24 protein-coding genes are annotated in these 21938 nt (G+C 68.7%); 17 read left to right on the top strand and 7 right to left on the bottom strand.

Annotated elements, in window-relative coordinates; all coding sequences use genetic code 11:
* Positions 1-63: 63 nt before the first annotated feature.
* On the bottom strand, positions 64-1290 hold the full coding sequence (locus E6N53_RS07885; protein ID WP_142858226.1) for an NAD-binding protein: 1227 nt from the start codon (positions 1288-1290) through the stop codon (positions 64-66).
* Positions 1291-1436: 146 nt separating this feature from the next.
* On the opposite strand from E6N53_RS07885, the gene E6N53_RS07880 reads away from it, so the two are divergent.
* The 4 genes from E6N53_RS07880 to E6N53_RS07865 all read left to right on the top strand — a co-directional run bounded on the left by E6N53_RS07880 (position 1437) and on the right by E6N53_RS07865 (position 5081).
* Positions 1437-2651, top strand: a complete 1215-nt coding sequence (locus E6N53_RS07880; RefSeq protein ID WP_142858224.1) for a potassium channel family protein — start codon at positions 1437-1439, stop codon at positions 2649-2651.
* A complete protein-coding gene (locus E6N53_RS07875; RefSeq protein ID WP_142858222.1) occupies positions 2648-3937 on the top strand; it encodes a cation:proton antiporter regulatory subunit in 1290 nt (429 codons plus the stop codon). Before E6N53_RS07880 ends, E6N53_RS07875 begins: the two co-directional genes overlap by 4 nt.
* A gap of 114 nt (positions 3938-4051) precedes the next feature.
* Entirely contained in the window at positions 4052-4732 is a 681-nt protein-coding gene (locus E6N53_RS07870; protein ID WP_142858220.1) for a DUF8215 family protein, read from the top strand.
* 58 nt (positions 4733-4790) lie between these two features.
* Positions 4791-5081 (top strand): ubiquitin-like small modifier protein 1, encoded by a 291-nt coding sequence (locus E6N53_RS07865; protein ID WP_136589392.1) that lies wholly within the window; start codon positions 4791-4793, stop codon positions 5079-5081.
* Between the two features lie 38 nt (positions 5082-5119).
* Here E6N53_RS07865 and E6N53_RS07860 read toward each other — a convergent pair whose 3' ends face one another.
* Positions 5120-5968: a ubiquinol-cytochrome c reductase iron-sulfur subunit gene (locus E6N53_RS07860; protein WP_136589393.1), complete on the bottom strand. Its 849-nt coding sequence runs from the start codon at positions 5966-5968 to the stop codon at positions 5120-5122.
* Between the two features lie 253 nt (positions 5969-6221).
* Between E6N53_RS07860 and ppc the strand changes: the two genes are divergently transcribed.
* Complete coding sequence (gene ppc / locus E6N53_RS07855; protein WP_142858218.1) at positions 6222-8912, top strand: phosphoenolpyruvate carboxylase; 2691 nt, start codon at positions 6222-6224, stop codon at positions 8910-8912.
* Positions 8913-9106: 194 nt separating this feature from the next.
* On the opposite strand, the gene E6N53_RS20670 is transcribed toward ppc, so the two are convergent.
* On the bottom strand, positions 9107-9274 hold the full coding sequence (locus E6N53_RS20670) for a hypothetical protein (protein WP_161569873.1): 168 nt from the start codon (positions 9272-9274) through the stop codon (positions 9107-9109).
* A 227-nt stretch (positions 9275-9501) separates the two neighbouring features.
* Between E6N53_RS20670 and E6N53_RS07850 the strand changes: the two genes are divergently transcribed.
* Positions 9502-10410, top strand: a complete 909-nt coding sequence (locus tag E6N53_RS07850; RefSeq protein WP_142858216.1) for a DMT family transporter — start codon at positions 9502-9504, stop codon at positions 10408-10410.
* Position 10411: 1 nt separating this feature from the next.
* On the opposite strand, the gene E6N53_RS07845 is transcribed toward E6N53_RS07850, so the two are convergent.
* Both E6N53_RS07845 and E6N53_RS07840 read right to left on the bottom strand, forming a co-directional pair.
* Positions 10412-11233 (bottom strand): aldo/keto reductase, encoded by an 822-nt coding sequence (locus tag E6N53_RS07845; RefSeq protein ID WP_142858214.1) that lies wholly within the window; start codon positions 11231-11233, stop codon positions 10412-10414.
* Positions 11234-11309: 76 nt separating this feature from the next.
* A complete protein-coding gene (locus tag E6N53_RS07840) occupies positions 11310-12077 on the bottom strand; it encodes a PHP domain-containing protein (protein ID WP_142858505.1) in 768 nt (255 codons plus the stop codon).
* A 174-nt stretch (positions 12078-12251) separates the two neighbouring features.
* Here E6N53_RS07840 and pyrG point away from each other — a divergent pair, with 174 nt between their 5' ends.
* From pyrG to E6N53_RS07785, 11 genes are all read left to right on the top strand, one after another.
* Positions 12252-13910, top strand: a complete 1659-nt coding sequence (pyrG, locus tag E6N53_RS07835; protein ID WP_142858212.1) for a glutamine hydrolyzing CTP synthase — start codon at positions 12252-12254, stop codon at positions 13908-13910.
* The gene (gene guaA / locus E6N53_RS07830) at positions 13910-14827 is read left to right on the top strand and encodes a glutamine-hydrolyzing GMP synthase (protein WP_142858210.1); all 918 of its coding nucleotides are present in this window, start codon (positions 13910-13912) and stop codon (positions 14825-14827) included. The genes pyrG and guaA overlap by 1 nt, the downstream gene beginning before the upstream one ends.
* Entirely contained in the window at positions 14824-15153 is a 330-nt protein-coding gene (locus E6N53_RS07825) for a DUF7126 family protein (protein WP_142858208.1), read from the top strand. Before guaA ends, E6N53_RS07825 begins: the two co-directional genes overlap by 4 nt.
* A 58-nt stretch (positions 15154-15211) precedes the next feature.
* Positions 15212-15661 carry a universal stress protein gene (locus E6N53_RS07820; protein WP_136589400.1) on the top strand — a complete coding sequence of 150 codons (450 nt, stop codon included), beginning with the start codon at positions 15212-15214 and terminating at the stop codon, positions 15659-15661.
* A gap of 190 nt (positions 15662-15851) precedes the next feature.
* Positions 15852-16391 carry a hypothetical protein gene (locus E6N53_RS07815; protein ID WP_142858206.1) on the top strand — a complete coding sequence of 180 codons (540 nt, stop codon included), beginning with the start codon at positions 15852-15854 and terminating at the stop codon, positions 16389-16391.
* Between the two features lie 241 nt (positions 16392-16632).
* Positions 16633-16962, top strand: a complete 330-nt coding sequence (locus E6N53_RS07810) for a cupin domain-containing protein (protein ID WP_142858204.1) — start codon at positions 16633-16635, stop codon at positions 16960-16962.
* A 48-nt stretch (positions 16963-17010) separates the two neighbouring features.
* Entirely contained in the window at positions 17011-17994 is a 984-nt protein-coding gene (locus tag E6N53_RS07805; protein ID WP_142858202.1) for a beta-ribofuranosylaminobenzene 5'-phosphate synthase family protein, read from the top strand.
* 46 nt (positions 17995-18040) lie between these two features.
* Positions 18041-18877 (top strand): RAD55 family ATPase, encoded by an 837-nt coding sequence (locus E6N53_RS07800; protein WP_142858199.1) that lies wholly within the window; start codon positions 18041-18043, stop codon positions 18875-18877.
* A gap of 45 nt (positions 18878-18922) precedes the next feature.
* The gene (locus tag E6N53_RS07795; protein ID WP_142858197.1) at positions 18923-19834 is read left to right on the top strand and encodes a hypothetical protein; all 912 of its coding nucleotides are present in this window, start codon (positions 18923-18925) and stop codon (positions 19832-19834) included.
* Positions 19827-20417 carry a DUF8135 domain-containing protein gene (locus tag E6N53_RS07790; protein WP_142858195.1) on the top strand — a complete coding sequence of 197 codons (591 nt, stop codon included), beginning with the start codon at positions 19827-19829 and terminating at the stop codon, positions 20415-20417. Before E6N53_RS07795 ends, E6N53_RS07790 begins: the two co-directional genes overlap by 8 nt.
* A 25-nt stretch (positions 20418-20442) precedes the next feature.
* Entirely contained in the window at positions 20443-20772 is a 330-nt protein-coding gene (locus E6N53_RS07785) for a transcription factor S (protein WP_136589407.1), read from the top strand.
* 3 nt (positions 20773-20775) lie between these two features.
* Here E6N53_RS07785 and E6N53_RS07780 read toward each other — a convergent pair whose 3' ends face one another.
* Together E6N53_RS07780 and E6N53_RS07775 are read right to left on the bottom strand one after the other, a co-directional pair.
* Positions 20776-21288, bottom strand: a complete 513-nt coding sequence (locus tag E6N53_RS07780; protein WP_142858192.1) for a hypothetical protein — start codon at positions 21286-21288, stop codon at positions 20776-20778.
* Between the two features lie 31 nt (positions 21289-21319).
* Complete coding sequence (locus E6N53_RS07775) at positions 21320-21916, bottom strand: alpha/beta hydrolase (RefSeq protein ID WP_142858190.1); 597 nt, start codon at positions 21914-21916, stop codon at positions 21320-21322.
* Between the last annotated feature and the right edge of the window lie 22 nt (positions 21917-21938).

The following is a 21938-nucleotide window of genomic DNA, read 5'->3' as shown; positions in this document are numbered from 1 at the left end:
GCGTCCGCCGCGCAGCCTCACTGTCCGGGACGCGACAGGCGACTCGGACGCGGCCGACGATGGTCAGCGGTTCTCCCGTTCGGTCCCGCTGTCACCGTGCTCTCCGTCGCCACGCTCGTCCTCGTCGACGGGTTCGTCCTTCGACGGCTCCTCTTCCATCACCTGCTGTTCGACCTTCTCCGAGTCGCCGCCGAGCGCCGACTCGGCCATCAGGTGCCCGCCCAGCGTGGTCGGGCTGATGACGGTGTCCGCGCCGGCGCGTTTCAGCTTGTCGACGTTCTCCCGATTGGAGGCCGCCGCGACGATTCTGACGTTCGGATTCAACTGTCGCGCGGTGAGGATGGCGAGGGCGTCCTCGGCGTCGTTGCTGGTGGCGACGACGACGGCGCGGGCGGTGCCGACGCGCGCGCGCTCGAGCGAGTCCGCGTCGGAGGGGTCCGCGGTGAAGACGTCGATGCCGCGGTCCGAGAGGAGTCGCGCCTGGTCGGCGTTGTCGGTGACGACGACGTAGCGCGCTTTCGTCGCGAGTTCTTCGAGAATCGGTTCCGTCAGGTCCCCGTAGCCGAGCACGAGGACGTGGTTTTCGAGGAGGTCGAGTTGTGTTTCGGTCATGCGTCCGAGTGCCTTCGAGAGGCGTGCTTCGATTGCGGGCGTGAGGAGGACACCGAGTGCCACCGCGAACGAGGAGACCGTCACCAGCAGGACGGACATCCCGAACAGCCGTGCGATGGGGGTCGAGGGGGTGATGTCGCCGTAGCCGACGGTGCTGCCGGTGACCAGGGCGAAGTAGAAGGCGTCGACGAGGGTGTCGAGCCCGTTGAACTGCTCGCGGAGCGCGTAGGCACCGACGGTGCCGTACGTCTGCGCGCCGATGATGGCGGCGAGCGCGGCGAGTTCCGTCGTGGAAAAGTCGAGGTCACGGTGGAATCGCTTGCGGTTGAGGCCGAGGACGAGGAAGGCGACGGCGGACAGCGCGACGAGCGGGACGGCGCGCTCGTTCGACTGCAGCGCGCCCTGTAGCGCCGTGACGGGAAACAGCACCATCGTCACGTACCAGGCCGCTCGAAGTCCCCGCCGGAGACCGAACGCGGCCGCGAGGAGCAGAAATCCCGTGAGCGCGCCCGTGAAGCCGGCGATGACCGGGACGAACGCGGGGACGAGCGCCGCGACCGGACCGATGGGACGGGGCGGGGCACCGATGTTGGCGATGCCGGTGATGACGGACGCGATGGCGACGGCGAAGGTCAACACCACCGACGCGCGCCCCCCGATCCAGTCGCGACTGACCATACCCCTCGTGGGTAGAGTGTCGGTAATAAACGGCTCGGTCACGGACGCCGCAGGCCCGCCGGCACGACAGCACGGGGGAGAACAGCCGTGCAGTACGGCGAACCGCGGGCGCAACTTGTATACCGACGAGACGAGTGTGCGCGACTATGGCTTCGCTTCCAGTCGAGTTCCTCTTCGGACTCTACCTCGGTCTCCTCACGGGCATCATCCCGGCACTGGTGTCGGGGGTACTCGGCTTCGTCTTCAAGTACGTCACGAACGTGACGATACCCGGGCTGGGTGTGGTCGTCCTCTCGCTCGCCATCGCGGGCGCGAACGGCGGGTTGATGGCGCTGAACGACCCGACCATCATCGGCTCCGGCGAGCGGTTCATCGTCGCCATCCTCGTCGTCCTGATGCTGTCGCTGTACGCCCACAGCCAGGGTGACAGACTCGGCGCGTCGGTCCCGAAGCGGCTGAACCTCCGAAAGCTCACGGAGCGAACGCTCAACACGGACGTCATCGAACTCGTCGGCGGCCGCGGCGAGGTCCGCGTCACCGTCTCCGGGGAGGTCGGTGACATGGAAGGGTATCCCGCCCTGTCGGCGGACCTCCGGAGGAGCATCCGCGAGGGCGAGTGGACGTTCCCCGCCGACGTCCCCCTCGTCGAACTCGAGACGCGCTTCGCCGACCGCCTCCGCTCCGAGTTCGACCTCGCCGACGTGGCGGTCCGCCTCGACGAGAACGCGCGGGCGACGGTGAGCGCCGCGCCGCCCGTCGGTGCCCTGTCGAAACGCATCCCGTCGGGGAAACGGGCGGTGTCGGTGACCGCCCTGCTACCGACCGGGCTGGCGGCCGGCGACGAGGTCGAGGTGACCACCGGCGACCGGACGGTCGCGGGCACCGTCCTCAGCGCGAAGACGAACCCGAAGGGAGAGAAGAAGGAGTCGGTGGCGACGGACGGCGGCACCGACACGGCGGCGCCGACACCGCCCGTTTCCCCGACGGTGACGGGCGGTGAGGGCCGCGTCACGCTCGCCGTCAGCCGGTCGGACGCGACGGCGCTCTTGGAGACGGCCGCGGCCGACCGCCTGGTCGTTCGCTCCCGGGGTATCCGGCGGGAACTCGAACTCGTCACGCTGCTCCGTCGCGGCGGATACCGGTTCCGGAAGCTCACGGTTCGCGACGACGGCGTCCTCGACGGGGTCACCCTCGGCGAGGTGAGTGTCCGCGACAGCTACCGCGTGGTAATCTTGGCCGTCCGTCACGAGGGGACGTGGCGGATAACCCCGCGGGGGTCACAGGCCATCGCGGCGGGTGACGAACTCTTCGCCGTCGGACGGCCCGACGCGCTCTCCAGTTTCGTGGAGGTCGCCGCGTGAGCGCCCTCGTCGCCTTACAGAGCGTGGCGCTCGACGACCCGAGTCTCGTCGAGGACGTGAGCCGACTCGTGGCGTTCGTCGTCGCGTCGGGCGTGGTGTCGGGAGTCGCGGCGCTCGTCTTCCGGTGGTACACCCGCGAGGTGGTGCCCATCGGCGTCTCGACGGTGCTCGGTCTCTCCGTCGTGGCGCTGTATCTCAACACCGTCGGGCTGTTCAGTCAACTCGTCGGCGGCACGTCCGCGGGCATCTTCGAACTCGACGCGGTCGTGTTCAACGTCGTCGCCATCGGGCTGGCGGGGGTCGCCGCGCCCGTCGGGCGGCGGGTGGGTGACCGCCTGGCGACGGACGTCTTCGCCGTCGCGGGCGTGAAGCAACTCGACGCGGAGGTCTCGCGAATCGTCCGCACCGTCGGGCGCGTCACCGCCGTGACGCTCCCCGAGGCCGACGACATCGAGGACATGGAGAGCTACGACCCCGTCTCGGCGGAGCTGAAAGCGGAGATGGGCGGGAAGTCCCTGCTGTTCCCGAACCGGCTCACGGTCGAGGAGCTCCGCGACCGGCTGGTGACCCGACTGAAAGACGATTACCGCGTCGGCTACGTCGACGTCGAACTCACCGACAGCGGCGTGGTGGAGTTCCTCGCAGTGGGGAGTCGTGCCGCGGGTCTCGGTCCGACACTCGGGCACGGGACCGTCGCCGTCTCCATGCGGGCGGACCCGGCGAACGCCGCGAGTCCGGGGGACCTGGTCCAGGTGTGGCGAGCCGCACGCGTCGAGCACGAACCGGACGCTGTCGACGCGGGCGGTGGAACGGACGGCGAGACGACGGGGAACCGCGAGGTCCACAGGCCGCCCGAACGGCTCTTCACCGCCGAGTTGCGGGCCGTGAGCGGTGACATCGTCACCGTGGCCGCCGACGCCGACGACGCGGAACAGGTCGACACGGCGACGACCTACCGTCTCGTCTCGCTCCCGGCCGAACCCCGCGCCGACAGGGAGTTCGCCTCCCTGCTCCGGGCGGCGGACGAGACGATGGCGACGGTCACCGTCCCCGAGTCGTCGGCCGTCGTCGGCGAGACGCTGGGGTCGCTCGACGTGACGGTCGCCGCCGTGCGCCCCGCGACGGGCACCGTCGAGGCGATTCCCCCGCGCGCACGCACCGTCGAGGCCGGGGACACCCTCTACGTGGTCGCTCGGCCCGACGTCCTGCGGCGACTCGAGACGCGAGCCAGCGTCGTCGTCGAGGTTCCCCCGACGGCGGAGCGGACGGAGCCCACGGCGGACTGACCACCGCACGTCGCGTCGACCCCACCGCGGCGGCCGAGTCGAACGAGGAGAACGAAATTTCTGCAAGCGAACCCTGAAAAACGCTTTACAGGGGTCTGTCCGTACGCACGGACGATGTCCCCGCGGTCAGACTGGCTCCAGACGAACGACGACCAGCGTCTCGCCGCCGAGTCGACGGCGGCGACCGACTCGCTCACCGAGGCCGTCGGTCGCTGGCTCTGGGTCAGCGGCTACCAGGGCCTCGCACAGGTGTTCTTGCTCTCGGCACCGGTGCTGTGGCTGGTGTTCCGGTCGCCGCAGTCTGGTACCGTCGTCAAGCCGCTGGCGCTGGTACTCGTCGTGTCGACGCCGCTCGTCGTCGGTGCCTTCCGTCAGGGCCATCTCTCGACGGGGCGCTCGTGGCCGGCCATCACGAGCGACCGCCTCTCGTTCGCCGGGGGGTACTGGTCCGTCTTCCGGCGCGGAGTGCTCCTCAACCACGTCCTCGGCGTCGCCGTCTTCGGCGGTGGCGGCGTCGGCCTCTTCGCGGGGTCGCTCGGGGTCGCCGTCGCCGTCGGCCTGCTCCTCGTCGGTGGCGGGGTCGCGCTCGTCCCCTGGCTCACACCCGAGACCCCGCGGGCGACCGTCGGGCGTGTCGGCTACGCCCTCGCCGCACTGAGCCTCGCGTTCGTCGTGGGGGGCCCGCTCTCGGGGAACCCCCGGTTCCGAACGGCACCGGCCGCGTTCGCCCTCCTCGTGTTCGTCTCGGTCGTCGACCTCCGGCCGTGGCGGGTGCTCGGCGCGGTGCGTCGGTGAGTCGCTCCAGCCGCGAGGGGCGCAACGCTCTTTTGCGCCCGACATCCGAGAGAGGAGTATGGAACTCGAGTGGAAGCTGTTCGCCGACCTGAAAGAGTACGCCGGTGGCGGTCACGTGACCGTCGACGTCGACGAGGACGCCACCGTCGGAGACGCGCTCGCCGCGCTCGTCGCGGGGAATCCGGGGCTCGAAGGCCGCGTGTTCGACGAGGACGGGACGGTCTACGACCACGTGAACGTCCTGCGGAACGGAGAGAACGTCGAGACGAGCGGCGAGGGGCTCGAATCCACGGTGAGCGCGCGGGACGAACTGGCGCTGTTCCCGCCGGTGAGCGGCGGAGGTGTCTGAGCGGTCTGAGCGGGGGCGACAGAAGAGACGAACTCGGCTCAGTCGGGACGGGGCAGCGCCGTGAACAGCGTCTGAACGACGGAGAACGGGTCGTAGAGCGACTGGTGGCACTGGCAGTAGACCCCGTCGGCGTCGCCGAACTTCGCGGCGTCGGCCGACTGTTTCCAGCCCGGCACGCAGCAGAAGTGCGTACACTTGTTGAGCCAGGCGACGAAGCCGTCCTGGGTCGCAGCCTCGAAGAAGCCGCCTACCTCCGGAGCCCGCTGTTCGACGACGTCGCTCTTGATGACCTGAATCGGCATGCTGTCCTCGGAGTCCTGCGAGCGCCACGTGCCGGTGGCGGGCTTGCCGATGCCGGCGGTGCCGATGCCGTTCCCCCACTCCTGGTAGTCGGAGAAGTCGTCGACGTGGAGCCTGTCGCCGGCGCTGTAGACCTCCTGTTGCCACGAGTAGGCGCCCGAGTCCGCGCGGAAGAAGTTGTCACCGTCGTACGAGGGCGCGAGCTGTGGGTACGACTGGACGCCGCAGTACTGGAACCACTCGGAGGAGTAGGTGACGCCGCTCCCGCGGAAGTCCTCGGTCTCGGCGACCTCGATCTCGATACCGCCCTGCATCTCCGTCGACACGTCGGGCCAGACACCCTTGAGGTAACCCTCGGAGTCGATCTCGACGGGGATGAGCGGCATCCCACGCGGGGCGGGACCGGCCGTGTTCTCGATGGCGTACGCCTCCGTTGGACCGCCACCCGCACCGGGGGAGGTGGTCGCGGAGTTGACTGCCGCCGAGCCAGCGGCACCGACGCCGGCGAGCGCCGCGCCACCGACAACGCCTTTCACGAACCGGCGACGGCCGGACTCTGTGGGGTACTTGTCGTCGCTATCGCTCATGTGGAATCGTTGGTGCCGCCGGTAAAAAGGGTGACGAAGTGTGCGACCGCTCACCGGGGGCGAGTCCCCGGTGACGGCGACACCGTCCTCCCGGCCGACCCGGGCCAGGTTCGCGCCGGCCGAACCACCGGCCGACCCGGCAGCATCGGCTCGTGAGCGCTATTGAGGGCTCTGTAGGAAGTTACTCATAAACGAGGCAATTTTCCGACCGAAACTCGTGGGTTTTACACTGGGGACCACATACCAGGCTGGTATGGACCTACACACCAGAGACGTCAGGCAGGACGTACGGGAGCTTGGCGCGCTCCTGGGCGACGTCCTCGAAGACCAGTCGTCGACCGCGGCGTTCGAGACGGTCGAGGACCTCCGGACGTCCGCCATCGCGTACCGCGCGGGGGAGGCCGACTCGCGCCAGTCGCTCCGTGACGTCATCGACCGACTCGACCCCGACGGGGCGAGCGTCGTCGCACGGGCGTTCACCACCTACTTCGAGTTGATCAACCTCGCCGAAGAGCGCGAACGGGTGCGGGCGAACCGGGAGGCGTCGCAGGCGCGCACGCTCGAAGACGGCCTCGAAGAGACCGTCGAGGCGCTCTCGGCGGCCGACGCCGACACCGAGACGGTCCAGGGTGTCCTCGACGACGTGCTCATCGAACCGACGTTCACCGCCCACCCGACGGAGGCGCGCCGGAAGACGGTGAAAGCGAAACTGCGGTCCATCGCGCGGGACCTCGAAGTCCTCGACGAGCGCCGCATGACCGACAAGGAGGCCGAACAGTGCTGGAAGGAGGTCGACGCCGAGGTGACGAGCCTCTGGCAGACCTCACAGGTCCGCGACCGTCGGCCGGAGCCACAAGACGAGGCACGGAACGTCCAGTGGTATCTCGAGAACATCCTCTTCGACGTCGTCGGCGAGGTGTACCAGGAGTTCGAGGACGTCGTCCACGAGGAGTACCCCGACGTGGACGTGCCGAAGCTGTTCGAGTTCCGGTCGTGGGCCGGCTCGGACCGCGACGGCAACCCCTTCGTCACGCCCGAGGTGACGACGGACACGCTCGAACGCCAGCGCGACGTCGTCATCGGGAAGTACCTCGACGCGCTGAAGCGACTGTCCGGCATCCTGAGCCAGGACGCCCGGCGGGTCGACGTCGGTGACGCGCTGCTCGACTCCATCGAGGCCGACCGGGAGCGACTCCCCGTCGTCGGCGAGGAGGTCGAAGCGCGCTACCCGAGCGAGCCCTACCGACAGAAGCTGAAGCTGATGCGCGAGCGGCTGCGGCGCATCTCCGACGTCCGCCCGGACGGCTACACCGACCCCGCCGAACTGCTCGCCGACCTCGACGTCATCCACGAGAGCCTCTGTTCGACCGGGGCCGAACAGGTCGCCGCGACCTACGTCGAACCGCTCCGCCGACAGGTCGACACCTTCGGTTTCACGCTCGCGAGCCTGGACCTCCGCGACCACCAGGAGAACCACACCGAGGCCGTGAGCGAGGCGCTCGACCAGGTCGGCATCGACTACGACGCGATGGACGAAGACGAGCGAGTCGACGTCCTGACCGAGGCCGTCCTCCAGGAGGAACACCTCGTCGACCTCGACGAACCGGGCGACGTGTCAGACACGGCCGAGCGCGTCCTGCGCCGCTTCAAGAAGCTCGGCGACTGGCAGCGCGAGTACGGCGTCGGCGCCATCGACACCTACTGCATCTCGATGACCGAAGAGCCCTCGCACGTCCTCGAGGTGCTGTTCCTCGCCGACCAAGCGGGTGTCGTCTCGCTCCCGGACCACTGCGGGCTCGACATCGTGCCCCTGCTCGAGACCGAGAGCGCGCTCAACGGTGCCCGTCGCATCATGGGCACGCTGTTCGAGAACGAGGCCTACGAGCGGGCCCTGTCGGCACGGAACGACGTCCAGGAGATCATGCTGGGCTACTCCGACTCGAACAAGGAGAACGGCTTCCTCGCCGCGAACTGGGACCTCTACAAGAACCAGCGCCGTCTCGCCAACATCACCGACGACTTCGGCGTGACGATGCGGCTGTTCCACGGCCGCGGTGGTTCCATCTCTCGCGGTGGCGGCCCGATGAACCGCGCGATGCTCGCGCTGCCGAACGAGACGGTCACCGGCCAGATCAAGTTCACCGAGCAGGGCGAGGCCATCGCCGAGAAGTACGCGAACCCGCGCATCGCCGAGCGAAACCTCGAACAGATGCTCAACGCGCAGGTGCGCGCGCGCCGCAACGCCATCCGCGAACCCGAAGAACAGGTCCCCGAGGAGTGGACCGACGCGATGGACACGATGGCGACCGCCGCACGCGCGGAGTACCGCGACCTCCTCGAATCCGACGGGTTCGTCTCGTACTTCGGACAGGCCACGCCCATCGCGGTCATCGAGGACCTCAACCTCGGCTCCCGCCCTGCGTCGCGGTCGGGTGAACGCACCGTCGAGGACCTCCGCGCCATCCCGTGGGTGTTCTCGTGGACCCAGTCGCGCTGTATCCTCCCCGGCTGGTACGCCCTGGCGTCGGGCATCGACGCGTTCCTCGAAGAGGGGAGCGTCGAGACCCTACAGGAGATGTACGACGAGTGGCCGTTCTTCAGAACGACGCTCGACCGCGCCACTCTCTCGCTCGCCCGGACCGACTTCGAAATCGCTGCCGAGTACGCCGACCTCGCCGACGCCGAGCTCCGCGAGACGTTCTTCCCCCGACTCTCCGACGAGTACGAGCGCGCGGTCGACCACGCACTCGCCATCTGCGGCCGTGACTCACTCTTACAGCGCGAGTGGCTCGACGAGAGCCTCACCCGCCGCAACCCCTACGTCGACCCGCTGAACCTGCTCCAGACGTACCTCCTGGCACAGACCCACCGCACCCCCGAGGAGGAACAGACCCTCCGCCTCACGGTGAAAGGCATCGCGGCCGGGATGAAGAACACGGGCTGACCGCACCAGACAGAGACGACCGGTGGCGGCGTTCTCACCCGGACGGCGAGGCTCTCGGAACGTGAACGCTCACGGCACCGACGGCGGTGGGCCGCCGAGCCACGGGCTGAGCACTAGACCACCGGGCAGACACGGTTCGGCGAGAGCGCCAGTGAAGAACAGTTCCGGGCGCGAACGACCGGCCGCGCCCGTCGTCAGCGGTTGTGGATGTCGTAGTCGTGCCCGCACTCCGGACAGGTGTGCCGGGCGAGCCGATACTCCTGTTTCAGCCGCCGGCGCACCCCACCAATGCGCCCGGTGTCTGTCGTCGGTGCCTCGATCCCTTGCCCGCAGTACGGGCAGGCCACCATGGCAGTCCCCATATGTACGATATTGAATTATATTACGCATATAATTTTTGATTGTTCACTCAGACAGTCTTTATCGCCGGGGTAAACACGTAATACTTACACAGAGCGTCGAGAAACTATCCCGAAGCCGATACGGGTTCGGCGCGCGTTCGACCGCGTGTTCCGCCCAGGGAATCGAGGGTTGCATCTTCGAAGCGTCAGGGCTAACCGGAGACGGAGTGAGGGGCGACACAGCAGAGATGACCCGCCGCACCGCGCTGTTGTTCGTCGTCGCTGCGCTGGCGTTCGGGACGGCGTTCGTCGGCATCAAGGCGGGTGTGGCGACCATCCCGCCCGTCCTGTTCGCCGCCCTCCGCTTCGACCTCGGTGCGGGACTCCTCCTCGCGCTCCTCGTCCGGCGTCGAGGCGTCGTGGGAGCGCTCCCGCGGACCCGCCGCGACCTGCTCGGGGTGGGCATCGCCGGAGTGTTCCTCGTCACGCTCAACGGGGCGTTGCTCTTCATCGGCCAGCAGTTCACGACGAGCGCCGCGGCCGCGGTCGTCTACGGCATCGTCCCGCTGGCGACGGCCCCGTTCGCCGTCGTCGTGCTCCGCGACCGACTCTCGCCGCTCGGGGTCGTCGGTCTCGTCCTCGGCTTCGCCGGGTTGGTCGTCGTCGTTCGACCCTCGCCGGAGTTCCTCCAGGGCTCTGGACTCGGCGAGGCGCTCGTGGTCGTCGCCGCGCTCTCGGTCGCTTTCGGGAGCGTCCTCCTCAGGCGCGTTCGGCCGAGCATGTCGTCGTTCGCGCTGACCGCGTGGGCGATGGTCGTCGGCGCGCTCTGTTCGCACGCGCTGAGTCACCTCCTGGGCGAACCGCTCGGGGTGGCCTGGACGCCGGAGGCCGTCGCTGCCGTCGTCTGGCTCGGGACCGTCTCGACGGGCCTCGCGTTTCCGGCGTACTTCGCGCTCATCCGCGAGGCCGGCCCGGTCCGGGCGAACCTCGTCGCTTACGTGGTCCCCATCGTCGCCGCCGTCTCCGGCGCGGTGGTGCTCGGCGAGTCCATCGCCGCGACGACCGCCCTCGGATTCCTCGTCGTGCTCTGTGGGTTCGCGCTCCTCGAACACGAGGCGCTCCGCCGGGACCTCCGGGCGGCGTGGGATTGGGTCTGAGTTACGCCTGGTTCCACGGTGCCGACGGGAAGTCGACGATCCGTTCTTCCACCTCGCCGTCGAGCGCGTCGATGCGTTCGACCTCCGCCGGGGCGAGTTCGAGGTCCATCGCCGCGATGTTCTCCCGGATGTGGTCGGGCGAGGACGCCTTCGGGATGGGGACGACGTTCTCCTTCGACGCGAGCCACGCCAGCGAGACCTGCGCGGGGGTGGCGTCGTGGGCGTCGGCGACCTCCTGCAACACGTCGACGTCGGCGACCTGATTGCGGGCGATGGGACAGTACGCGACGAGGTAGTGGTCGTGTTCTTTCGCCAGTTCGTGGAGTTCGCGCTGCTGGAGGAGTGGATGCATCTCGACCTGATGGGCGAACAGGTCGTGGTCGAGACGGTCGATGGCCGCGTCCAGTTGGGACGGAAGGAAGTTCGACAGGCCGATCTCTCTCACTACCCCGTCGTCGACGAGGTCGTCGAGGGCGGGGAGGGTCTCGTCTGAGTCGTACGCCTCCAGCGGCCAGTGGACGTAGAGCAGATCGACCACGTCGAGACCGAGCCGTTCTCGGCTCTCGCGGGCGGTCGAGACGGCGTCGTCGTAGCCGGTGTTGTCGGTGTCGAGCTTCGTGGCGACGACGACGTCGTCGCGGCTGCCTCCCGCGTCGAAGGCGTTCGCCAGCCCCTCGCCGACGAACGACTCGTTGTCGTACATCTGGGCGGTGTCGACGTGGCGGTAGCCGGCGTCGAGGGCTGTCTCGACGGCACGGACGCACTCGTCGCGGTCAGTCATCCGGTACGTGCCGAGGCCGATGTCGGGGAGTTCGAGCGTCATCGTCGACAGGTGGGCGGGACAGGGGGGTGAAAGCTGTGGTTCGCGGTCGGTGGGGGACCGACAGAGGGGCCGACCGCTAGACCACGCGAACGGGGTCGATGCCGTACTCCTCGGCGACCCGCGTCAGTTCCCGCGCCCGCGGTTCCAGCTCTTCGGGCGCGTGCGAGTCGGTCCCGAGCGTCAGGTCGACGCCGTGGTCGAGGAGGACTTCGAGGAACTCGTGGGTGGGGTGGAACGCGCCGTAGTCGTCGAGGACGCGCCCGGCGTTTATCTCGGGGACCGTGGACGAGTCACCGAAGGCTGTCGCGATGCGGGCGTAATCGTCGTGGTCGAGCAGTCCCCGGAAGGCCGGATTGCGTTCGAGCAGGTCGGGGTGGGCGGCGATGTCGAACAGCTCCGACTCGACGAGCGCGACGAGCTTGTCGACGTAGCGCGTGGCGAGGTCCCGGCGCTCGGCCTCGGACTTCGGGGCGAAGTGGCCCTCGAAGTGGACGTTGACGCCGTCGAGGTAGTGGACGCTCCCGACGGCGTAGTCGAAGCCCGCGCGGTCGAGGAAGGCCGCGATGTCGGCCTCGTCGCGTGGGTCGTAGTCCATCTCGACCGCGTCGTAGACCGCGATGTCGAAGCGTCCGCCGAAGGAGTCGATGGCCTCGCGCCGGCGTTCGTAGGTGTGGTCGAGGTTGAACCCCATCCGCGCGCGGGTGCGTTGCATCTCCTCACGGCCGGAGACCGTGCAGTGGTCGGCGAAGCCGACGGCGTCGAACCCGGCGTCGGCGGCGGCCGAGACCATCGACCAGAGGAACCGGCCGTCGGAGTAGTTCGAGTGGACGTGGTAGTCGGCGATGGGCACGCTCTGAGACTACTCGCGGCGGGCGGGAGAAGCTGTCGAATCGGGGCCGGAGAACTGACCGTTCGTCCAGCGTGTCGTGTCAGTGTAGCCGATAATGCGGCTCGTGAGCCGGTGACACCCGTGGTTCGCTCCCGAAACGATTTTCAAGAGTCGTTGCGGATGGTCGGTATGCCGAAGGAACCCGAAACAGGGTACGACCCCACACTGGGTCGGAAGTTCGTTTTCGTCACGGGAGGTGTAATGTCCGGACTTGGAAAGGGGATAACCGCCGCGAGTACGGGCAGACTGCTCGCCAACGCCGGTTTCGACGTCACCGCTGTGAAGATCGACCCGTACCTCAACGTCGACGCGGGGACGATGAACCCCTACGAGCACGGGGAGGTGTACGTGTTAAAAGACGGCGGCGAGGTCGACCTCGACCTGGGGAACTACGAGCGCTTCCTGGGCGTGGACATGACCTCGGACCACAACGTCACCACCGGCAAGGTGTACAAACACGTCATCGAGCGCGAACGCGCCGGTGACTACCTCGGGAAGACGGTCCAGATCATCCCTCACATCACCGACGACATCAAGCGACGCATCCGCGAGGCTGCCGAGGGCGCGGACGTCTGCATCGTCGAGGTCGGCGGCACCGTCGGCGACATCGAGGGGATGCCCTTCCTCGAGGCGCTCCGGCAGTTCGCCAGCGAGGAGGACGACGAGGACCTGCTGTTCATGCACGTGACGCTCGTCCCGGACTCGAAGAACGGCGAGCAGAAGACCAAACCCACCCAGCACTCGGTGAAGGAACTCCGCTCGATCGGTCTGCACCCGGACGTCATCATCGGTCGGAACGAACAGCGCCTCGACGCCGAGACGAAAGAGAAGATCGCCCTGTTCTGTGACATCCCGAACGAGGCGGTGTTCTCGAACCCCGACGTCGACGACATCTACCACGTCCCGCTGATGGTCGAAGACGAGGGGCTCGACGAGTACGTGATGGAGCGACTGGCGCTCGCCGAGGAGGCGCTCCCGCACGCCGAGCGCGACAACCGCTGGCGCGAACTCGTGACGCGGAACCGCGACGAGGCCGAGCCCATCTCGGTCGCGCTCGTCGGGAAGTACGGGCTCGAGGACGCGTACATGAGCATCCACGAGTCGCTGAAGCACGCCGGAATCGAACTCGGCGTCGAGGTGGACGTCAGCTGGGTCGACGCCGAGAAGATGCGCGACAGCCACCGCAAGCGGCTCGAAGCCGCGGACGGCGTCGTCGTCCCCGGCGGCTTCGGCGTCCGCGGGACCGAAGGGAAGGTCGAGGCGGTCCGTCACGCCCGCGAGCACGACGTCCCCTTCCTCGGTCTCTGTCTTGGCTTCCAGATGGCCGTCGTCGAACACGCGCGGAACGTCCTCGGACTCGAGGGTGCGAACTCGGCCGAACTCGACCCCGACACGCCCCATCCCGTCATCGACATCCTCCCCGAGCAGAAGGAACTCGACGACATGGGCGGGACGATGCGCCTCGGCGCACACGAGACAGAGATCAAGCCGGAGACGCTCGCACAGCGGCTGTACGGCGACGCCTGCGTCGAGCGGCACCGACATCGGTACGAGGTCAACCCCGCCTACATCGAGCGACTGGAATCCGAAGGACTCGTGTTCTCGGGGACGGCTGGTCCCCGTATGGAGATTCTCGAACGCGACGACCACCCGTTCTTTTTCGGGACGCAGTTCCACCCCGAGTTCCGGTCGCGCCCCGACAGGGCGTCGCCGGCGTTCGTCGGCTTCCTCGACGCGGTCATCGGGGAACGCGACGAGACCGCAGCGAGCGAGGAGGTGACCGCCTGATGGTCGACACCGAGTCGTTCATCGAGGAGGCGGTCGCCGAGATCGAAGCGGCAGTGGGCGACGGTCACGCCATCATCGCCCTCTCGGGCGGGGTCGACTCCTCCGTCGCCGCGACGTTGGCGTACGAGGCGCTCGGCGACGACCTCACGCCCGTGTACGTCGACACCGGCCTGATGCGGAAGGGCGAAACCGACCAGATTCGAGAGACGTTCTCGTTCATGGAATCGCTCGAAATCGTCGAGGCACAGGAGCGGTTCCTCGACGCGCTCTCGGGCGTCACTGACCCCGAGGAGAAGCGCCACGTCATCGGCGAGCAGTTCATCCGCGAGTTCGAGACGATGGCGAGAGAGAGCGACGCCGACTACCTCGTCCAGGGGACCATCTACCCCGACCGCATCGAGTCGGAGGGGAACATCAAGTCCCACCACAACGTCGGCGGCCTCCCTGAAGTGGTAGACTTCGAGGGCATCGTCGAACCCGTTCGCGACCTCTACAAGGACGAGGTGCGCGACGTGGCCCGCGACCTCGGCCTGGAGGAGATCATCTCCGAGCGGATGCCGTTCCCCGGCCCGGGACTCGCCGTCCGGGTCATCGGCGAAATCACGGCGGAGAAACTCGAGGTGGCCCGCGAGTCGTGTCACATCGTCGAGGAGGAGGTCGAAGCCCACGAGCCGTGGCAGGCGTTCGCGGCCGTCATCGGCAAGGCCACGGGCGTGAAGGGTGACAACCGCGTCCACGGCTGGGTCGTCTCCGTGCGCTCGGTCGAGTCACGCGACGGGATGACCGCGCGGGCACAGGACCTCCCGTGGGAGACGCTCCAGCGCATCCAGTCGCGGATTACCGGAACGCTCCCCAACGTCGCCCGCGTCGTCTACGACGTCACGCACAAACCGCCCGCGACCATCGAGTACGAATGAGCCTGCGCGTAGTCCTCGCGGGCGCGGACGACGGTGACGTGGCTGCGGCGCTCGACGACGCCGGGGCCGACGTGCGGCGGGTCGACGGCATCGCCACCCGGAAGTCGCTCGCGGCGGCGGGAATCGAGACGGCCGACGTGTTCCTCCTCACGGATATGGACGACGCGACGGCCATCTCGGTCGCGAAGGACACGAACGCCGACGTGCGCGTGGTGACGTACGCCACCGACTCGCTCCCGGAGTTCGCCCGCGCGCAGGCCGACCTGGCGCTCGACCCCGCGCTGTTCAGCCCGGCACTCGTCGCCGAAGAGCTAGTCGGCGAGTAAGCCGGCAGGGTTCGCGGCCACCGGATAGTTTCTTGACGTGCCTCGCGAACACTGACCGATGACACTTCTCGTTCCGTTCGACGACTCACCGCTCTCGCGTGCGGCACTGAAGCGCGCGAGCGAGTTCGCGGCGTTCATGGACACCGAGGTCGTCGCGCTGACGGTCATCCCCGACAGTACCGACTACGCGGCCGAGCGCGGCTGGCTCACGGAGCAGACGCCGTCGGACATCGAGGCCATCGCCGCCCGACTCGAGACGAAGGCCCACGAGATCGCCCCGAACGCGCGGTTCCGTCACGAACCACTCGACGGCGAGGACGACCCCGTGGCGACGACGACGCTCGACGTCGTCCGGAAGATCCGCCAGGTCGCCCACGAGGAGGACGTCGAGATACTCTTCGTCGGCAGCGAGAACGCCGGTCGGGTGGCGAGCCCCCTCTCGAGCGTCGGGAACCCACTCTCGGAGGACGCGGCGTACGACATCCACATCGTCCGCCACGCCGACTAGCCGCGTCGACCGGCGCGCGGGCGCGTCGGTCACCCCCACCGACTGCCTCGCGAACACGTCGCGAGGCGCAGCCACGACCGTTTGCCCGGATTAATCGGGGTTAACTCGGCTTAAACGGCGGCAAGAACGCCTGAATCCGGGCTTCTCGTCGCCCGGGTTGAAACCCGTCCGGCCACCAGCGTCGGGTGCAATGAACGCGAACCGATTCGTTGCAGTCGCGCTGGCCGCGGTCCTCGTCACGACGGGAGCGGCCGCCGCGACACCGACCGGCCCGTCCGTGAGCCACGCAGGCGAGGCATCCGCGAACGCCGACGCCGAGGCCGACGACGACTCGACGGCGGCGAACGCGAGTGTCGACGCACGGGCCGACGTCGCAGCCGAAGACGGTGCGTCGGCCCGCGACGAGACGGGAGCGCAGAGCACCGAGGAGAAGCGGTCCGAGAACGCCACCGCGGTGGGTGACTCGACCGCGCCGGCGGCCGACACACGGGGAGAGCGTGGACCGCCGGAGCGTCTCCCCGCGCCGGTGCCCGACCGCGTGAGCGAGGTGCACGACACCGTCGGCTCGTTCCTGTCGGGCGAGCTGGACGGGAGCCTCGGTGAGGCGCTCTCGGGGGTTCTTGGCGGCTCAGACGCCTCGGCCGACGGCGACACCGACAGCGACAGCGACACACGGGCGAACGCGAGTGTCGCGGCCGGTGTGAGTGCGGTGACGACCACCCCCGCCTGACGCGACGCGACCCGGAACGACGACAGGGGTTCCCACGCAACCGACTCGGCCCTCCCGGTCACCCGTTCGCTGTGCGGACCGCCGGAGTGGCGCGTCCACTCGGGGGGAGAGGGGAGGAGAGGAGACCACTCGGGCGCACCACGGATCGTGTCCGACCGTGGACGGACGGCGAACGGGCCGGTTCGAGCGTCGAGTCGGTGGGACCCGCACGCTTTTTTCCACGAACGACCTGAGGAGAGTCGTGACACTCAACAGACTCGACCTCGACGACCTCTCGCCCGAGGCGGGCGAGGTCCAGACCGCAGAGCTCGTGGTGACCGACGACGTGCTCGTGAAGGCGTTCGCGCTGGGGCCCGACGCGACGCTGGAGCCACACGAACACGGCGACAGCACGAACGTGTTTCACGTCCTGAAGGGGGAGGTGACGGTCATCCAGGGCGACGACGAAGAGCGCGTGTCGGCACCGGGCGTCGTCCTCCACGAGCGCGGCGTCTCACACGGCGCGCGCAACGACGGCGACGACGTGGTCGTGTTCACCGCGAGTCTCTGTCCGCTCCCGGGGAGCGGCTAGCGAGAGACGAAACCCGAACGGACTTACGCCGTCCGTCGAAGTGGGGGTATGGACGTGCGGGTCTCGACCGGCGGCCGACTCCACTTCGGTTTCACCAACCTGAGCCTGTCGCACGAGCGACTCTACGGCGGGCTCGGGGTGGCGCTCAGTGAGCCACGAACGGTGGTGTCGGCCGCTCCCGCCGAGGGCGTCGACTGCGACGACCCCGACGCACACGAGTACGCCCGGCGAGCGGTCTCGTTGCTCGACGTTCCCGGGGCTCGCGTGCGCGTCGACCGTCGTCTCCCCCGACACATCGGCATCGGGAGCGGCACGCAACTGGCGCTCTCGACGCTCTCGGCTGTCGCGCGAGCACACGGCGTCGAGCCGTCAGTCAGGCGGTTCGCGCCGGAACTGGGTCGTGGGGGACGCTCGGGTGTCGGGGTGGCGACGTTCGAGCGGGGTGGGTTCGTCGTCGACGCGGGGCACCCGACGGCGCGGTTCACGACCGCGCGCCCGGCCGACGGCGACTGGACGGTCCCGCCGGTGGCGGCGGCGCACTCGCTCCCCGACCACTGGCGATTCCTGCTCGTCTTCCCCGACCTGGATTCGGGGCGGAGCGGCGAGGCCGAGGACGCGAGCATGCGCGCCGTCGTCGAGCGGGCCGACCCGACGCTGTCGAACCGCATCGCCGGCGTCCTGACCCGACAGGTGCTCCCCGCGGTCGCGACGGGGAACGCGGAACACTTCGGGTCGGCCGTCGAGGAGGTGGGGCGGCTGAACGGCGCGTGGTACGCCGACGAACAGGGCGGGACGTATCGGCCGCCGGTCGGACAGTTGGTCGCGACGCTCTCGGAGACGGCGAGCGTGTTCGGTGCCGGGCAGTCCTCGTGGGGGCCGGCGGTGTACGGCGTCACGGACGAGGCGAACGCCGAGCGGGCACACGAGGCGGGGGAACGAGCCCTCGACGCGGCGGGCGTGGACGGACGGGTCCGAGTGGTTCGGGGACGGAACCGGGGTGCCGTGGTCGAGTCCCTCGAGAATCACGAGTGATTCTCGGCGGGTACACGCTCTTGTACTCGCGGGTCACACGGGGCGTATGGACAGCGTCCCGTTCGGCGTCTCTCGGCTCGACTCGCTCATCGGCGGCGGGGCCCCCTCGGGGTCGGTGGTGCTCCTCGCGAGCGAGTCGGGTGCCGGGGGGCGAGAGTTCCTCTACACCAGCACGATCATCAACGCCATCGCCGGGGTCGACGATGACCTCTTCGAACTTCACTACGGCTCCCTGAAAGAGACGGCAGCGACTCCCCCGGAGGTACACTACGTCTCGTTCACCACCGACGAGGCGTACCTCACGCGGCAGATGAACTTCACGATGGACGACGAACTGGTCGAACGCGCCACGGAGCACATCGAGTTCGCCGACTTCTCCCGGGAGTACTTCCATCCGAGCCCCGTCCCCCGCGAGTGGTATCTCGGCGAGGCGAGCGCGCTCCGTGACCTCGGAGCGGGCGGGAAACACGACGACGTCCTCGAGGCGTTCGGGACCTACCTCTCCGACCACGCCGCGGGCAACCTCGTCGTCGTCGATTCGGTCACAGACCTGGTCGCAGCCGAGGCGGACCAGTTGTCGTGGAACGAAATCGCGCTCCTCGTGAAGGGACTGAACAAGGCCTCCCACCGGTGGGGTGGGCTCATCCTCCTGCTGGTGAACCGCGAGACGCTCGACGACGCCGAACTCGGCCTGTTGAAGGACGCGACGAGCGGGACGTTCCTCTTCGAGTGGGAGGCCGGCGGCTCGAAACGCGCGCGGACGATGGTCGTCCAGGAGTTCCGCGGCGTCCTCTCGCAACTCGAAGACGAGAACATCGTCCAGTTCGAGACCGAGATTCACGACGGCGGGTTCGACATCAGCGACGTTCGTAAGATTCGATAATCGGCGGCCAACGCTTAAGAGGGGTGACGGAAACCCACAAGCGAGATGGCCGGAGAATCGGAGGAGACGCTACCCGCCGAGCTACAACGGTGGGTGGACGAGCAGGTCGCCGCGTCGGACGAGGACCCCGCTGACGTCCTGTCTCGGGCGGTGGCGCTGTACCGCCTCGTCGAGGAGCACGCGACGGGAGCGGGCGACGAGATGCCGCCGGTCGACGATATCGAATCGGAACTGGACCGACTCGCCGACCGGCTGGCCGACCTCGAGGGCCGACTCGGGGGCGTCGAGGACGCCCTCGGCGAACCGCGCGACGACCTCGAGAGTCGCGTCGAGGCCGTCGAAGACGACCTCGAAGAGAAGATAACCGACGTTCGCGAACGCGTCATCCAGGTCAAACGCGAGGCGGACGCGAAGGCACCGGCCGACCACGACCACGAGGCGGTTCACACACGCCTCGACGACGTCGAGACGCGAGTCGACCGCGGGTTCGAGAACTACGAGGAGATCCTATCGCACCTCACCGACGAGGCGGACGACCTCGACGGGAAGCTCACGCGACTCGCACAGGTCGTCGTGTCGCTGCGTCGTCGGACCGCGCAGGTCGAGCAGCAGGTCACCCGGCTGGACGCCGCAGCCGACCTCAAGGCGGCGGCGAACCGACAGGGGACGACGAAGGCGAAGTGCGAGGCGTGCGGTGGCTCCGTGGCCATCGCCCTGCTCACCGAACCGGCGTGTCCACACTGTGAGACCGGGTTCGTCGGCGTCGAGTCCGCCGGTCGGCTGTTCGGCTCCGGGACGCTCGTGACCGGCCGCCCCCCGGCGTTGCTGGCGGGTGACGACCCGGACGACCCGGACGAGCGGGCCCACAACGGCCAGCACGACGCCGGCGACGGACGGGACGCGAGCAGGCCGGCGGACGCGGCGACGGAGCTCCTGGGAGAGTCGAAGAATGTCTGAGGAGGGCGACCCCGACGAACCGCTCGGCGACCTCGCGAGGCGCGTCCGCGAGCGACGCGACGCGCGACGCCGGCGGGACGGCTCGGCCGACGAGGGCGACGAGGGCGACGGGGACGACCCGGGAGACGTGACGGACGAGGTCGAGGCCGAACGTGGCGGTCTCGGCGGTGCCGACGACGAGCGCGCGGCGAGTGCCGAGGGCGACGAACTGTTCGAGGAGATGGACGTCGCCGACGTCGACACCGACGCGGTCTGGGAGTCGGTGCTGACGGACGAGGGGGACGACGAACGGGCGGACGCGCTCGGTGCCGACATCGACCCGACGGAGGCCGTCGAATCGACGGTCGGTGACGACCACATCGTCCCGAAGGGCGACTACTGCGAGTCGTGTCACTTCTTCAGCGCCCCGCCGGCGGTGGCCTGTTCGTACGACGGCGCGGCGGTCGTCGAAGTCGTCGACAGGGAGCAGTTCCGCGTCCGCAACTGTCCCGTCGTCGAGGGCATCGTCGACACCGACGGGACGGCGGTGCCCCGCGAGGGCACCAGCGAGCGCGACCTGACCGGAGAGACTCCGAGCGACTGATGTGTCTCCTGCCGGTACGGCGGGTATGCAGTTCTGCGACGACTGCGGTTCGATGATGGTCTCACAAGGCGGCGAGATGGTCTGTACCGACGACGACTGCGGCGGGACGTCGGAGCAGGACGACGACCTCGCCGCCCAGTACACCTCGACCGAGGCACAGAGCGATTCGGAGGTCATCGAGACGAGCGAGGAGGCGAACTTCGAGGGGAAACCCACCGCGAAGGACGTCACCTGTGACGACTGCGGCCACGGCGCGGCGTGGTACACCATCAAGCAGACCGGCGCGGCGGACGAACCGCCGACGCGCTTCTTCAAGTGCAAGGAGTGCGGGTACCGCTGGCGCGAGTACAACTGATCGTCAGTCCCGCGCGTCTTCCAAGGCCCGGGCCAGTTCGTCCGCCGCTTCGAACCAGAACACGAGGTCACGGTCCCCGTCCCGTTCGAGTCTGAGCCCCGAGTCGCCCGAGAGCACGTATCGCACCTCGTCGCCGTTCCAGTCGATCCAGTCGCGGCCGAGGTTGACGCGGCGGAGCGTGACCTTCGACCGAGGCCGCTGGAACAGCCGCTCGACCCTCGCGACGTCGTCGACCGCGAGCACCCGGTCGCGGCGGTGCCAGGGTCGGACCCGGTAGCGAAGCTCGTTTTCGAACAGTTCGACGTGGAGTCGGAGCTGTCCCACGACGAACAGCGGGCCGAAGAGGAGGAGCGCCGCGAGCGCGACGACCCACCACGGGTCGTTCTCGGTGGCGGTGAGAAACGCGATGAGTCCGAGCACCGGCAGGGAGGTGACGACGAGAAAGAGCGTGAGGCCGCGGGAGACGAGCGGGATGGTCGTCTCGTACCGGGGGGTGGTGTCGTGAGCGGGGGGCACACCGTGGGCTACGGACGAGCGGGACAAAAAGTCAGCCGAGTGCGTCCACCAGAAACGGCCCGACCCGGTCGGCGACTGTGCCCGCCTGCCCGACGAAGAAGTGGTCGGCCGGGAGTTCGACCACGTCACCACCCTGTTCGCGAGCGGCCGCGGCCACCCGCTCCCACTCGACGGTCGTGTCGCGACGCCCGGCGACGACCTGCAGCGGAATCGAGAGCGTCTTCACGGCGGCGACGGCGTCCAGTTCCGAGGAGAGGCGGTCCGCGGGCGCGACGACGCTCACCGCCCGCACGTCGGCCGCGCACTCGGTGGCCGCGAGCAGTGAGACGGCTCCACCGAAGCTGTATCCGAACAGGCCCACGCGACCGTAGCCCAGTTCGTCGTGGGCGTGAGAGACGGCGTTGATGGCGTCGGTGACCTCGCCGACGCCCTCGGCCCACGGGCCGTAGTCGATGCGGAGACAGTCGACGCCGGCGTCGACGAGGGCGCGGGAGACGGCTCGGAGCCGCTCGTCGCTTCGCGAACCGCGGTGCTGGGGGTGGGGTGGGCAGGCGACGACGCAGGCGTCGCCCACGTCGCCGTCGAGCGTCGCACGCACGTCCCTCCCACCGTGCACGAGGACCTCCATGCGGGTCGAACGAGCGGGGGCG

The sequence above is a fragment of the Salinigranum halophilum genome (assembly GCF_007004735.1).
GTDB classification, from domain to species: Archaea; Halobacteriota; Halobacteria; order Halobacteriales; family Haloferacaceae; genus Salinigranum; species Salinigranum halophilum.
The sequence above is the reverse complement of the archived record's forward strand: the minus strand, read 5'-3'. Positions and strand labels throughout refer to the sequence as shown.